The sequence below is a fragment of the Acidobacteriota bacterium genome (genome assembly GCA_019347945.1).
Classification (GTDB): domain Bacteria; phylum Acidobacteriota; class Thermoanaerobaculia; order Gp7-AA8; family JAHWKK01; genus JAHWKK01.
In genome coordinates this window covers 39,975-54,737 of record JAHWKK010000012.1, presented here as the reverse complement: position 1 = coordinate 54,737, position 14,763 = coordinate 39,975, and the positions used below count along the sequence as shown (strand labels likewise).

Annotated in this window: 10 protein-coding genes; 3 read left to right on the top strand and 7 right to left on the bottom strand. The window is 60.0% G+C overall.

The annotated features are described in order from the left end of the window. The first annotated feature begins 31 nt into the window (after positions 1–31). Positions 32–490 (top strand): hypothetical protein, encoded by a 459-nt coding sequence (locus KY459_09545; GenBank protein ID MBW3564955.1) that lies wholly within the window; start codon positions 32–34, stop codon positions 488–490. A gap of 46 nt (positions 491–536) precedes the next feature. Beyond that, entirely contained in the window at positions 537–923 is a 387-nt protein-coding gene (locus KY459_09540; protein MBW3564954.1) for a Fic family protein, read from the top strand. Positions 924–929: 6 nt separating this feature from the next. Here KY459_09540 and KY459_09535 read toward each other — a convergent pair whose 3' ends face one another. Continuing rightward, positions 930–1,436, bottom strand: a complete 507-nt coding sequence (locus KY459_09535) for a hypothetical protein (GenBank protein MBW3564953.1) — start codon at positions 1,434–1,436, stop codon at positions 930–932. 179 nt (positions 1,437–1,615) lie between these two features. Here KY459_09535 and KY459_09530 point away from each other — a divergent pair, with 179 nt between their 5' ends. After that, positions 1,616–4,036 (top strand): EAL domain-containing protein, encoded by a 2,421-nt coding sequence (locus KY459_09530; GenBank protein MBW3564952.1) that lies wholly within the window; start codon positions 1,616–1,618, stop codon positions 4,034–4,036. Here the strand turns inward: KY459_09530 and KY459_09525 are convergent. The 6 genes from KY459_09525 to KY459_09500 all read right to left on the bottom strand — a co-directional run bounded on the left by KY459_09525 (position 4,021) and on the right by KY459_09500 (position 14,607). Next, on the bottom strand, positions 4,021–4,962 hold the full coding sequence (locus tag KY459_09525) for a GNAT family N-acetyltransferase (protein ID MBW3564951.1): 942 nt from the start codon (positions 4,960–4,962) through the stop codon (positions 4,021–4,023). The genes KY459_09530 and KY459_09525 overlap by 16 nt on opposite strands. Further along, positions 4,959–6,503, bottom strand: a complete 1,545-nt coding sequence (locus tag KY459_09520; protein ID MBW3564950.1) for a methyltransferase domain-containing protein — start codon at positions 6,501–6,503, stop codon at positions 4,959–4,961. Before KY459_09520 ends, KY459_09525 begins: the two co-directional genes overlap by 4 nt. Continuing rightward, on the bottom strand, positions 6,500–7,552 hold the full coding sequence (locus tag KY459_09515) for a glycosyltransferase (GenBank protein ID MBW3564949.1): 1,053 nt from the start codon (positions 7,550–7,552) through the stop codon (positions 6,500–6,502). The genes KY459_09520 and KY459_09515 overlap by 4 nt, the downstream gene beginning before the upstream one ends. Further along, complete coding sequence (locus tag KY459_09510) at positions 7,549–8,250, bottom strand: hypothetical protein (GenBank protein MBW3564948.1); 702 nt, start codon at positions 8,248–8,250, stop codon at positions 7,549–7,551. Before KY459_09510 ends, KY459_09515 begins: the two co-directional genes overlap by 4 nt. Continuing rightward, positions 8,247–9,455 (bottom strand): ABC transporter ATP-binding protein, encoded by a 1,209-nt coding sequence (locus KY459_09505; protein MBW3564947.1) that lies wholly within the window; start codon positions 9,453–9,455, stop codon positions 8,247–8,249. The genes KY459_09510 and KY459_09505 overlap by 4 nt, the downstream gene beginning before the upstream one ends. Positions 9,456–9,543: 88 nt before the next feature. Next, positions 9,544–14,607 (bottom strand): PKD domain-containing protein, encoded by a 5,064-nt coding sequence (locus KY459_09500; protein MBW3564946.1) that lies wholly within the window; start codon positions 14,605–14,607, stop codon positions 9,544–9,546. Between the last annotated feature and the right edge of the window lie 156 nt (positions 14,608–14,763).

Sequence of the window (14,763 nt, the reverse complement as noted above, 5' to 3'; positions counted from 1 at the left end):
ATCATGTTTATGATACGACTTCGGGGGGCTTATGAATGGCAAAAAAAAGTCAAAAAAAAGTAGCGCGAAAAAAGGTAAAAAAGCCGCAGGCAGCAAAAAAGGCAGCCCAAAAAAAGGCGGCTCCAAAAAAACCCGCAGCCCGAAAAAGGCCAGCCCCAAAAAAAGCTCCGGCAAAAAAAGCAGCCAAAAAAAAGCCACCGGCTCGAAAAAAGCCAGCGGCTCGAAAAAAACCAGCGGCTCGAAAAAAACCAGCAGCTCGAAAAAAGCCAGCAGCTCGAAAAAAACCAGCCCCAAAAAAAGCTCCGGCAAAAAAAGCAGCCAAAAAAAAGGCGGCTCCAAAAAAACCCGCAGCCCGAAAAAAGCCAGCCCCAAAAAAAGCTCCGGCAAAAGCAAAAAAGGGAAGGACACCTTCCAGTCGCCCGACGTTGCCGCCGGTTTCCAGAAAGTTGTCAAGAAGTATGCTGGTGTTCTCGGGAAGCTCCGCGAATAGGCCGGCAGCGGAAACCCTGTACCTCACTGAAGAGGACCTCATCGGGATGCACCGGGCGCTGGCCGAGGAGCTCGGACCGAAGACGGCGGTGGGAGGAGATGTCGTCTCGCGCTACGGCCTGCTCAACGCGGTAGAAAGGCCTCGGGCGTCCATCTTCGGAAGGGATGCCTATTCGACGATCGCCGAGAAAGCAGCAGCTTTCACATTCGCTCTGCTGCAGAACCAGCCGTTCGGAAGCCACAACCAGCGCCTTGCACTCGCTGCAGCCCTGACGTTCTGCGAGATCAACGGCAAAACCCTCGATTCGAAGAAGCTCGACGACTCGAAGCTGGCTTCGCTGATCAGAAAAGCCGGGGGATACCGTGACAAAGGTATCCCCGCGGAGAATGTGTTTTCCGAGCTGCGTTCGACCTTTGCCACCGCCCTCGGCTGACGGGAACTAGTTGTCGTTGACCCAATCAATCAGGTCGTCGACGAGCTCTTCCGCCGCGTCCTCGAGCTCGTTCCCCTCACGGCCGGAATGGCGGACCATCGCGACGACCTCTCCGCTCGAGTTGCGGAAAATCATCTCGATTCCAACCCCGGCCTGAGCAAGATGATGGCCGGCAAAAGGAATCCATCGCTTGCCCTCGCTGGCCTCCTCCGCCCAGTGGATGGCATTCTGAGTCGTCAGCGTTCCCTTTCGGTCGGCGCGCCGGGACAGCTCCCCGAAACCCTGCTGAAAGCCGTCGTTGAGCGCTTCTTCCATGTCGTCATCATTCTCGCCCGACAGATTCTCGAATCTGCCGACGTCGATTCTGTAATCTCGCAGAGTGATGCCCGGCGCGACCCAGATCCAGTTGATGCCGTCGCCCTCGACCATCTCCTCGTAGTTCTCGATGATGCCGCGTCCTTCGTCTTCGAGATCCTCCTCATCGACTCCATTCGCATGGATCGGAGACGCCATGACGACCGCGAAAGCCATAACCAATACCCAAAATCTGGAGACATCTTTCCTCATATTTTCCTCCGGTTTGAACCGCTCCGGATATTAGCAGAAACCGGCCGATCCGGGGTGGCCAACGGAGGAAAGGTGAGGTAGGATGGGCAGGACTCGAGGAGCGGTGTGGGGAGGGGAATGATCGGGTGAGGAAGTCCTCGAAAACGGTGGGTCCGGAAGAGACCGTCGGTACCAGCGACGTGATCGGCATCATCGACTCCGCGGGCCGCATCCTTTCGATCAACCCCGGGGCCGAGTCCATCCTCGGCTACGATCCCGCCGATCTGGTAGGCCGAACCCTCAACGCCCTCATTCCCGGAGACCATCAGCTTCTCTACCAGAGTGCCCTCGAGCGGTTCGCCAGCTCGGAAGGCCGGCCTGCCACCCCATGGACCGCCGTCCGGTTTCCCGTTCTGGACAGCACCAATCGGGTCATCGACGCAGAAGTCTCGTTCGGCTCCTTCCCGTCCGAGATTCCGCGAGGATTCGTCGGGGTCATGAGGAACGCATCATGCCCGTCCCCCACCGATGCGGATTGCTATGCCGATCTTTTTCGCTCGGCGCCCGTCGGCCTGCACAGTCTCGATGCAGAGGGCCGATACGTCGAGCTGAACGATTCCGAGGCGATAATTCTGGGTCGATCACGAAGCCAGATCGTCAACAAACCGTTCGAAGAGAATCTGGTCAGCGATTACCGTCCCGTATTCCGACGTCATTTCGAGTCTCTCCACGCAGGATTGAGTGTGGCGGACCTGGAGTACGAAATCCAGCGGCCGGATGGATCGATCCGACGGGTGATCGTTTCCGACTCTCCTGTTCTCCGCGACGGCCGGCTGCACGGTACGCGGGGCTCCATGATCGACGTCACCGAAGCGCGCGAAAGAAAGCGCGAACACGACCAGCTCGACCGCCGATACCGCATGCTGTTCGATCGCAGCCTGGCGGGGATCTTTCGGGCGCGGGTGGAGGATGGCCGCGTCTTCGAGTGCAACGATGCGTTTGCCAGGCTCCTCGGGTACGACTCGAGGCAGGAGCTGATTCGCAGCGGCGGCGACCTCTACGTCGACTCGCGGGATCGTGAAAGTGCATTCGAAGCTCTCCGGCGCACAGGGTTCGTTACAGGGATCGAGCTCGCGCTCAGGAAGAAAGACGGAACGCCGATATGGACGGTGCAAAACCTCTCCCTGCTGGAGACACCAGCAAGCGAGTCGAGCGTCATTGAGGGAACGGCATTCGACATCACCGATCGGCGACTCGCCGAGGAAAAATCCGAGTATCAGACTTTTCACGACACTTTGACCGGTCTCCCTTCCGCTGCACTTTTCGAGCAGCACGTCACCGAAGCCATATCGCGCGCCGGGACAAAGGGATTCGTAACGGTGCTGCTGGTAGGTCTCGACGATTTCAAAGTCATCAACGACACGCTCGGCCACAGCGTCGGTAACGAGTTGCTCCAGCTCGTTGCCTTCCGAATACAGAAGGCCCTCCGAAATGACGACATCGTTTCCCGTCTGGGCGGCGACGAGTTTTCAATCGCGGCCATCGTCGAAAATCGCGAAGGTGCCCAGGCTATCGCGACGAAAGTAGTCCAGGCCGTATCCAGACCTTACCTTCTGAAAAACCGAACGGTGCTGATCTCGGCAAGCGCGGGGGTCGCCTTGTCGGGAGAAAACGGTATCGATTGTCAGTCGCTTCTCAAGTCCGCGGATATCGCGATGCACACGGCAAAAGACATCGGCAAGAACACGTTTTCTTTCTCGTCCCAGCTGGAAAATGACAAAGCAGTGGACAAGATGAAATTGGAGGCCGATCTTCATCGGGCCGTCGAAATGCAACAGCTCCACCTTCACTATCAGCCGCTGATTCACGCTGCAACCGAAGAGATCGTGAGCGTGGAAGCTCTGGTACGCTGGAACCATCCGGAAAGAGGAGAGCTTCTGCCCACCGATTTCATCCCCCTTGCAGAACGTTCAGGCCTCATCAACGCAATCGGCGACTGGGTCATGTCTGAAGCTCTGAAACAGCTCCACTTCTGGATCTCCGTCGGCATTCGGACCAGGGTGAGCGTCAATCTTTCTCCACGTCAGTTCCACGACACGACGCTTCCCCGCCGTGTCCAGGGCCTGCTGGGCAAATACGGTATCGACGCATCCTGTCTCGAGCTCGAGATCACCGAGAACGTCGCGATGCAGAATCCCGAGCTCGCTCTCGAAAATCTGCACGAATTCAAGAAAATGGGCGTTCGGATCGCGCTCGACGACTTTGGCACCGGCTACTCCTCGCTGAGTTATCTCAGTCGCTTTCCCGTGGATCGCATCAAAATCGATCGGGTGTTCATCGAGGAGGTCAGGGAACAGACGCAGAGCTCAGCGATCATTTCCGCCGTTTTGGCCTTGGCGCGGCAACTCGGGCTCGATGTCGTTGCCGAAGGAGTCGAGACCGAGGTCCAGAGCCGGTTTCTTCGTGCTGAACATTGCGAACATCTTCAAGGGTATTTCTTTGCGAGACCCCTCCCCCCCGCCGAGATCGAGCCGATTCTCGCGGCACGCTTTCACCATACGTCGTAATCACCCAGCGTGTAGTAGAAGTCTGATTTGCTCAGAACCCTCGAATCGAAATACTTCCTGCGGCGAGTATCCGCCTCGCTGCTGAACCAGGCGGCTGCCAGCGAATGATCGCGAGCTCCGAATACGAATCCGGCTTTCGCGAGGGCAACTCCCACCGGGTGAAAGGGAGAAAACCACCCGACGACGGGACGCCCGAGCTCTGCGAGACGCCGGGCCAGCCCTTCGATGCTTTCAACCGAAATCTCCCCTCCGACCTCCATCAACCGAAATTCGTCCTGAACCGGACGAACGATCGCGCAGGCTCCGGACTCCGCGCCGAGATACCGGTAATCGGCTCCGGGTCGATCGAGGTACCGCCACCTCAGAAGCCGCGGTGAACGAACCATTCGTACATCAGATCCGCTGCCCTGATCGAACCGCTCGAGAACATCGGGGTCCAGCGCTCGAAGCTGCTGTCCGGAGATCGATCCCGCTGGCTCGAGGCGCGCCTCATGAACCGGAAAGGCAGTCTTGTAGTCGAGTACCTTTTCACCTGCAAGTCGGTGACGTTCGCCGGGAAAACCGTACATCAGGTCTGCCGATCGACGCTCGACGACGTCGGCGAAAAAGGCAGACGTCGTCCGCACGAAGGCCCCGCCAGGTCCGATTCCATCGGCATAGCCGGGATCCTTCATGAAATCCGTCAGCTGCAGCGCCGTCCCGAGCGTTCCATGAGTCCGGAATGGGACGGGCGTGGCTCCGCAATGAAAGACGAGACGATCTCCGGCATCGGCCACCCAACTGTGGGTACCCTGCTCGTTTGCAAAGTACTTCCATCTCCAGACCTCCGGGAGACGCTGCTCGCCGAAAACGAGCTGGAACAGCCTTCCGAGCGCATCGATGTCGTCGGGCGTTGCTTTCCGTACGCGAAAGCCAGGGCGTCTCAGAAGGCACGCTCCGCGGCAACTCTCTTCTCATAACGCTCCCCGAGTGCCGAGCCGGCTCGACGCCGCGCAACGATGCGAACAGTTCCGCACGGACAGAGCAGAGGTCGCCGCGTGATCATCTGAACGATTCTGCCGAGCGACCTGAATACGCCCGGCTCCAATTCGTCGGCTTCGCGGAGCTCCAGCTCCGAGGCCGCTGATTCGACGTCGAAGCCCTCGTTGTCCAGAAGCTCGAGAAGAGCCGTGCGAGAGTAGAGAATGCGATTTTGCGGAAAACGCCTCCTGAGCCACCGATCGCCCGATATTTCTGCGATCAGACTTTCGGTATCCGGCGTTGTCACAATCAGTACGCCACCAGGTTTGATCAGCCGACGAATCTGCTCGAACGCCAAATGAGGATCCGGAAACCTCTCCATCACGTCGAAGGCCAGCAGGCAGTCGAATGGCCCGTTAAGGCTCACATATCCATTCAATTCTCCTCTCACGACGTTGAGTCCCTTCTGCCGGGCTCGACGCACTGCGATCGAGGACTCGTCGACGCCGGAGTAGCCGAAATCCTCTCTGGCGACGCTGCCGAATATCCCAGCGCCGCACCCGAGCTCGAGAACCCGCGAGCCGAACGGAACGAACCTGCAGACGAGTTGCAGACGACGCCGGGCGGTCATCATGGCGGCCCTGGTCTCGGTAGCCCCCTCGGAATCGACCTCATCCCTCTTCATGGTCCCGGTTGGTTCGTCGGTGTCGTCGTTCCGATGCAGCACTGAAAGGTAACGGCATTTACATCGCCGGCACGCCCTAACGATCTCGCCGTCGATTTGCAGCCTCGTCCCGGTCTCCGCTGACATGCATACCGGACAGCGTCTCGGAATCCGGTATCGCATTCGCCTGTCGTTGAGCCGGGTTCGGACGATGTCGAGAACCTCACCCCACGATCGGCCCGGTCGGATCGGCGCCGAAGGTACTCGTTCAGCAGCCAGCCGTTCGATCCGATAGCCGTATTTGCGGGCCAGGTAGAGAAATTCGTTCCAGACACCCGCTCCATCGATTCGAGCCTGAGAGAAAAGGTCGCGGCCGACTGCTCGACTGAACACCGTCGCTCCATGACCGGTCGGAGGAGGATCGGACACGAGAAAGGTTCCCACGATCCAGCCGATGAGGGCCGCGAAGATCGACGTATTCTGGCGCTGACGATTCTGCAGGTCGACCAGCGCGATGTCCGTAGCGTCCGACTGGACGAGCGTGATCGCAGGCCCCAGAGATCCCGGCTCGGTGGCAATCAGATCCTCCACGACCACGACGACCTCGCCCTTCGTCTCCATCACCGCCTCGGCGATCCCTCGGCCCTTCCCCCGGGTTTCCGGCCTGATGACACGCCAGCCCTCGAGCCGGACCTCCGGAGAGTCCACTCCCCCGTCGATCACGATCGCTTCCCACGACAATTTCGTCGAATCGAGCCACTCGCGAAGCGCCTCGAGAGCTTCACCGAGATCCTCCGAAGAGGAACCGATCGTGACGACCGACATCTGAACGCTTTCTCTCACCATCCGTCTTCTCTGTTCAGGGAGACTGTCCAGAGCGTTTTGAGATCGGCGATACTCACAGCCCGAAACCATACCCTTTCGAACCCGCTCGACTCCAGCGCCTTCTTCGGAATCTCGATTTCCGACTCTCGGGGGAAGAATCCCGCCGCCATTCGGAACGCTGGCTCCGCTGCGAGCTCGATCACCGTCGAGTCGGGCGACTCGATTCGAGGAAGCTCCCCGTACCATCGTTCGCTCCGGTCGGGGACCGGGCCCAGGCGAGCCCGAAGGATCCGTGCTCCAATTCTGCCGAACGATTTACGATTGAAAAGCTGGCGGGACTCCTCGAACCATGCGGCCGATTGCGGTTCGGTTGACGACGACTGTCCGTAAAGGTGGCGGCACCCGGCGGTCGGCACATGACGCAGTGACAAACCCGCCTCCGCCGCCCTCCTCGCGAAGTCGACTTCCTCGAAGTAGAGCCTGAATCGCTCGTCCATCCCGCCGAGGCGTTGAAACGTCTCCACATCGAAGGCCAGCACGGCACCTGAGAGCACCGGAACGCTTGCCGTCGAAGTTCTCCTCCAGAACCGGAGTCGAGCCCGCCTCCGCGCGCGATCCGTAAGGCGGAAGAGCCAGCGATTCTCCAGATTCGTACCGAGCTGCTGAAGAAAGCTCATCGTCTCGGGTGGTGGAAGAAGCCAGCTCCGATCTCGGTCCCACCAGAACCGTGGGCCACTCGCGGCGATCGACGACCCGAGGTTTTTCACGAGCTCGTCGATACAACCGGGACCGAATTCGACATCCGGATTGCTGGCCACGACAATGCCGCCCCTGAAAGTGGCGACCGCGCGGTTGATCGCCGCCGCATATCCGACATTGTCAGGAGAAGCGACCACCTCGACGGCTTCGAGCGCGCGAAGTTTGACCACCTCTTCCGGATCCACCGAATTGTCGACGATCACGACCCGGAGCGGAGTCCGGGTGGTTTTCCGGGCGCTCAGGATCGCTCTCGAGGTCAGCTCTGCAGATCTGTAGTTGACGATCAGCAGCGTGACGGGCTCGGTCAACTCCTGACAGCCCCGGCGAGATCCGAAGCGAAGCCACGAGGCAGCCGCGGAACAGGGGTTCTTTCGGCGACCGTCAACTCGGTGATCGCTCTCGCGAAGGCCATGGGATCCCACGTGCCGACGCTCACCCCTGGATCGTCCTCTCTTCGGACCGGATCTCCGGCGAAATCGATGATGGCGATCCCGAGCGCCCTCGCAAGCCTCGAGACTCGCCCGTGAGGCTCGAAGTCGTCGACCGTTTCGAGTACCGCGAAGCTCGCCGTCACGAGCCGGACCAGTTCCACGACATCGAGATCGGGCCAGACCTCCGTTGCTCCTGCCGATCCGGCCCGCTCACCGCCAAGGCACGCGAAGATGACGTCGTCACTCTTCACGCTCTCGATCACGCGCGCCGTCATCCGTAGCTGTCTCGGAGAGATTTCCTCGTACAGAATCCTTCGAACCCGCGAGGTCGACGGCTCATCCACCGAGAATGGGACCACCAGATTCATCGCCGGTGCCGTCGTCGATTCGAATCGGCTCCTTTCGGGCGACCACCGGAAGCTGAGCTGTTCGGCATCTCCGTGCACCTCGACGCAGGACGGGTCGAGGTCTTCACGCTGTCGCACCTGTTCGGTCGTTCCCGAAGACTCGGCAACGGCCAGTGCGAACAAAACACACTCGTCGAGCGGCTGCCGGGAGGTCTCGACCGCGATCATGTTGCAGTTTTCCTCAGAGCGGTACCGGTCGACCACTGATGAACTGGACGAATCAATCCGATCTCGTAACGGTCGCCGCCGACCGAGAACGCCGGCCTGAGATCGACGCGATCGTAAATGTGCACACCGTGCTCGTCACCCGCGAAGACGACGACATCGTAATCGCCTCGTACCAGAGGAAGCGAATCGATTCGCAGCTCGATCGTGTAGAGATTCCGTCCACTCAACGGCGCCATCTCGTCGAAATGCGTGCCGACCGCGAAACACTGAATCTCGTCCGCGGATCGATCGAAGGCGGCGAGTATGTGGATCGGCGTACTCGCGTCATCGGATTCGATGACGACCCTGACGACGAGATCGTCGCCGGTGGAAAAGACTGTCGTTTCACCCCCCGACGGCGGGCCGAGCTCGACTGAACGGATTCGAACGGGACTGACTGCCGGCGTCTTCTCCGCCGAATCCTCGGGAGTCGTCCGGTTCTGTTCGAGAAGAAACTCCTCGTACTCGTGCACCACATCGATCGTCTTTCCCAGCCTGCGAACCTTCCCACCCTCGAGCCACAACGTCCTTCTGCAGAGCGTCGAGACGAAATAGAGCGCGTGAGAGCAAAAGAGAATCGTCTTCCCTCGATCCTGAAACTCCCGGATCTTGTCGACGCACTTCTTCTGAAAGTGTCCGTCACCCACCGCCAGTGCTTCATCGATCACCAGAACATCCGGATCCACATTCACCGCGACCGAAAAAGCGAGTCTCATGTACATGCCGGACGAGTACGTTTTGACTGGCTGATCGAGAAACGAGCCCAGCTCCGAGAACTCGAGAATCCGAGGCAGACGTTCCCGGATCTCGGCGGGGGTCAGGCCGATGATGGCGGCATTCAGCGAGGCGTTCTCGCGGCCCGAAAAGTCGGGATGGAAGCCAGTCCCCAGCTCGAGGATCGAGGCAATCGTGCCTCGTGTCGAGAGTGTGCCACTGGTCGGAGTCGTCACTCCGCAGACCAGCTTGAGAAGGGTGCTTTTTCCCGCGCCGTTCTGTCCGATGATTCCCAGGGTCTCCCCCTGCTCGACGACGAGATCGACCGAGCTGAGGGCATCGTACCTGCGATGGCGCGTCCTTCCGGTGATCAGCTCGAAAAGCCGGTCTGCAGGCCGTTCGTAGAGTCTGTAGGACTTGCTGCAGTCGACGGCTCGAATGGCGGGAAGCATCGAACTGATTCTAACTCCAGGCACTCAACGAAAAACAGGGCGAGACCGCCTGGTCTCGCCCTGTTTGGATTGATCGCTCTTATGGCCCCTACTCGATCTCGGGGAATGCCGGCACGTACTCCGGATCCTTCGTCAACTGGTCGGCAACCGTCGCGAATGCCCAGACCGGGCCTCCGGAGATGACCCTGATTCGGAGCGAGCCGTGATCGGCGACTGAGCCGAGGAAGCCCGAAATGACCTCATTGATGATCACCGATGCGTTGGGCGCGAGTGCTTCCTCCCGCATCGACCGGGTCTGGCCCGTTACCGGATCCAGAAGCTCCACGGAAACGACTGTGGTTTCGGTTGCATGGAGGGCGACAAGACCGAGATTCGTCTTGTACCGCGAGTCCTGACGAACTCCGGGGATGATTCCGCCGCGCTCCTTCGTGACGTTCGGTTCGCCTCTCGAGAACGCCGGGATCCCGTGGCCATACGTTCCGGCCGCCTGCTGGTCGTTGTAGGTGCTGCTGAAGATGATCGGGTAGAGCGCGTTCGGCCCTCTCGTCTCGATCTGGAGAATACCCGCAGTGTTGGGCTGCTGGATGTACTGAGAATTGACTACGTCCGTGACCGCAACCGACCCCTTGCCCGGAATGACCACGCCCGGTACGGTCGCATTGACCGCGCCGCTCCGATCGAAGTAGGTGACGTCCATCATCACGGCCTGCGTATCGGGGTTGAAGATCGTCAGATCCGTGCGCCATGCGCCGATGTTTCCGACGCCAGGCACGATCTGGACTCTCGCGGCTTCGCCCATGACGGCCGAATCCTCGATCGCCTCGACGAACACCGGATCGTTGCTGATGTTGTCCACCACCGACGCATATGCGGTCATCGGAAGTCCGGCGGGATTATCGATCCGAAGGCTGTACGTCCCGCCAGCGAGATCGAAGTCCGGCACCCACTGATGCAGCTTCTTCTGCTGGAACTCGAACGGAGGCACCGATACGTTGAATGTCTCCACCTCCAGGCCAAACGTCTCGTCGTACATGTGGACGGTGAGGTCGAGTCTCTGATCGTTCGGATTGACGACTCCGAAGTCGACCCTGTGACGGTCGCCGTTACGGATCGATCCGATGCTGTGCCATTTCGGCACTCCCATCGAACCGCTTCGCTCTTCCATGTCGATGACTGGAATGAGCTGGCCGAGAGTTCCGACTCCACTCGCGCTGACGTTGTACGTTCGCGTCCAGATCTGGAGCGGCGCCGGCGTGCTGAGCGAGACGGGACCAGCACCCGGCTCGTCCGTAAAGAAGGTCAGGAAATCTTCGAACACCTTCGTGGAGGAGTCGAGAAGAATCGTCTTCACGTTGCCTCTGAAGTTGGCCTCGATCTCGATTCCGTTGGGGTCGACCTCGGGCACGTGGATGACGACATCGGTTCGCCATTTGCTGTCGTTCTGACCGTCGGCGTGGACCACGACCGGGAGTACGTAGATGAGCGAGTCGGTAACGCGAACCACCGACGACGCGATGGCCGAGCCGCCGCTGTTGCTCGCGGTCATTGTGACGTTGAACGAGCCCTCACCGTTGAAGGTGTGGGTGACGTTCTGGCCGGTCCCGGTCGTTCCGTCGCCGAAGTTCCAATCCCACTTGGTTGCGGGATCGCCTCCCGAGGTCGTCGCCGAGAAGCTGACCGGCTCGCCCGGTTTCGGTCGCGTGGTGCTCGTGGTGAAGCTCGCGGAGGCCGGAGCCTGGGCCGGAGGGCCGGTGTTGACCGTCGTCTGCCCAACCGCCTGGCCGTTCTGGTTGCTCACCGTCAGCGTGACGATGTGCTCACCCGGACCAAAGCTGTGCGTCGGCTCTTTCTCCGTCGAGGTTCCTCCGTCGCCGAAGTTCCAGGTGAACTGGTCACAGGTCTGAACTTTGTACTGCCAGAAGTCCGCCGTGAATTTGATCGGCTCGCTCGGGAGACATCCGGTCGATCCGCTCTGCGTGCATCCGCTGCTCGCTCCCGTATAGTTGATCGAGGGCTGCGGTGGCGGCTTCGAGCAGCTCGCATCGCCGCCTGACCCGGACACCGGCACCTGAATCGTCTGAGAGATCTGCCCCTTCGAGTTCCGGATCGTGAACGTCACGTTGTAGGTACCCGACTGCGCATACGCCTTGTTCGGATTTCTCTGTGTCGAGGTCGATCCATCACCGAACTCCCACAGGAATGTGTCGCACGACTGGACGGTGTACTGCCAGGTGCCGCCGGTGAACCGGATCGTTTCATTGGTCGCACACGGACCGCCGTTGATCTTGCAGCCGCTCGTGAGCCCGGTGAAGCTCGGGCTCGCGGCACCAGACGGTGCGTTGCAGGTGCCACTGCCACTGCCGTCACCAGATCCGAATTGGATCGTGGTGTTGGCCGTTGCGCTTCCCTCGGTGTTGGTGACCGTCAGCGTCACGTTGTACGGTCCATTTCCGGGGAAAGTGTGAGTGGGGTTCATCTCGGTCGATGCCGGCGAGTTGTCGCCGAAGTTCCAGCTGAAGGTGTCGCACTCCTGGAATTGGTAGCCGCCCCATGCTTTCGGGCTGAACTTGATCGGCTCGTTGGTCGCGCACGTCGTGCAGTTGGTGTTGGCGCCGTGATGGTTGATCGAGATGCCTCCCGCGGGGGGAGCGCCCGAGCACACCGGCTCCTCGACAGTGATCGTCTTCGTGGCTGTCGCCTGTCCGAACACGCTCGTCGCCGTCACATCGAACTTATAGGTCCCGGCCGTCGTGATCGATGGCGCGATCTCGCTTCCGCTTCCGGCGTTGGCGCCGTTGATCGTCCATGAGAACGTCCAGTCGCTGGTGTCCTGCGCCGAGACTGACGTCGCGGTGAGGTTGCAGCTCGATCCCGCGTTTTCGCAGCCCACAACCGTGATCATTGGATCGGGAGGGCTCGCCTTCATCGTTGCCTGACTCTGAGCCGCAGAAGTCGTCTGGCATCCGGTATCGACAATCAGAGCAGGATCCATCTTGATCGTCAGCGTCATCTTGCTGTTCGGCTGAATCAGGCTTTCCTGGACCGCGAAGGTACCGGGGCTTCCGACCGTCGCTGATACGAGCCCGTTGGTGATGACGCCACCGCTGGAATCGCGCAGCTCCCACGTTTCGGTCCACGGCGTCGCGGCACCATCGGCGAACTGCGTGTTGTCGGCGACGATCGCATCATTTTTGAATGTGATCGTTCCACCCGATTTGGATGCGGAGATCCGCGCGACGAAAGGCTTCACCGAGTACGAATACTGCGGCGTCTCGACGACGAAGTGTCCCGGCGAAGAAAGCGCCGGCGTGATGATCCCACCGATAACGTCATAGGGAACGTATCTGCTCGTCAGGTGGATCGTATGCGAACCGCAGGTTCCCGCCTCGACCGACTCGTTCGGGAGTTTCTGGATCTCGGTTCCGTCCTGGGTCCAGACCGAGTAATGGCTCTCGACGCTTCCATCGGAGCCGTCGACGAAGGTGCCGCCGAGAACGACGTCGTTCGAAGCTCCGGCCTCACTCGTCAGCGAATCGAGCGTTCCCCCCAGGAGCAGGCGAGCCTGCGGCACGCCGAGCGTCACGGAGGTCGTGCCCTTGTTTGTGGGATCCGAATTCGCGGTCACCGTCGCGGTCTTCGGCGTCGAGATCTCGCTCGCCGTCGTCAGACCGGCGTATTGGTGAACGACCTCGGAGCCGGAAGTCGAAGAGACGATGTTGTCGAGCGATTCGGGGTTTCCGAAGTTCCAGCTGACGCTGATGGTCCCTTCTGCGAACGTGCTTCGGAAAGTCATCGGATCGCCGTAGAAGGGTTGCTGCGAGGCGGGTGCATTGGGATTGGGGGTCCCGAATCCAGGCATGAGCTCTGCGCTCAGACGGTCGAGTGCCTCGAGCTCGTAAACGTCACCGAGTCCGTGCGAGGAAACGACCAGATAGTCCTTCCCCCCCTCTTGAACGAAGAGGATTTCCCACAAGGGCCCGGCCTTGAAGGCAACCGCCCAGCCGGAAAGAGGGTTCGAGTAGTAAAGAGTCAGGAAGTCGCCGAGCTCTCTCTCCTCGAAGCTCGTCCCCTGACCGCGAAACAACCACCCCCTCTGGTATTTGTCGATGCCCGTCCCCCAGAGTGTGAGATGGCCATCATGGTAGGCCAGCCCTCCCAGGGACTGACCGGGAAACTGCAGCTGCGGCAGTTGAGATCCATTGAACCCACCGGCCGCAGGAGCAGCCGCGTAGATTCCCGAGTCGCCTGACCGCGTTCTCCAAAGCAGATAAAAAGTCTGACCGTCTGATGCGGCGCTGATGTAGCTCTCGACGGCACTCTTCGGGTCGATCTTGGTGTACACAGGAGCCTGGCCGCCGACGACCCCCGCGTGCGTGTAGACGTTGAATACCTGCTCGTATATCGGATCCTCGCGTGTTCCCACGTTCCGCTCTCCGACGAGCGCGACGTGCGTATCCGAGACGGCGACGGCGTGGTAGGACCCGGATGATCCACCGGGATGCATCTCCCGGACGAACTGAGGGCTGGCCGGAGTGGTCACGTCCCAGATTTTTACGCCCTCGGTTCCGTCGCCCGTGAGAACGTAGTACTTACCGCCCGTCTTGATGGCTTTCAGAAACTTTGCGCTGCCTGCCTCCGGACCGGTGAGCTGTCTGATGACATCGACGGAACCCCCGTGATCCTTCAGGATGAGCCATCCCCACAGATCATAGGCGACGTAGACATAGCCACGGTCGTCCGCAGCGACCTCCCACAGACGGGACTGGCCATCCTTGACTTCCGTCCAGAGCTTCTGCGAGGGGTCCTCGGGATCGACCTGGTCGTTGTACTGGAGATATTTTTCGGGTGTCGAGGATCGTGGTGGTGATGCGATCGAGGTTGCGCTGTCAGTGAGCGGCGATCCGAGCTTCTCGGTGAAGAACCCCTGCAGGTTGTAGACGGCGAACCGCTCCCCGAGACGAACGTATACGGAGCCATTCTGTCGGGACACAGCGAACGCCTTGGCCCGGAAGGTTCTCGGATTGCCGAGAAAGTCTTTCGTCTCGGAAGAATCGACGAAGCGTCCGACGTGATCAGCGAATGGCGACGAATAAGGAAAAGTTGCTACACCGTTGACCGTGGCCAGCGGTTCGACATCCTTTTTCGTCGGCATTGGCCAATTCTGAGCGAACAGCGAAGGACTGAGAGCCAGAAGGACCGTTGACGCGGCAATGAATCTTTTGATCGACACCACACTCCACCCCCGATTGAACCTTGAAAACTTCATCATGAGTAGGACCTGCTCCAGACTTATTTTAAGCGACTTTCG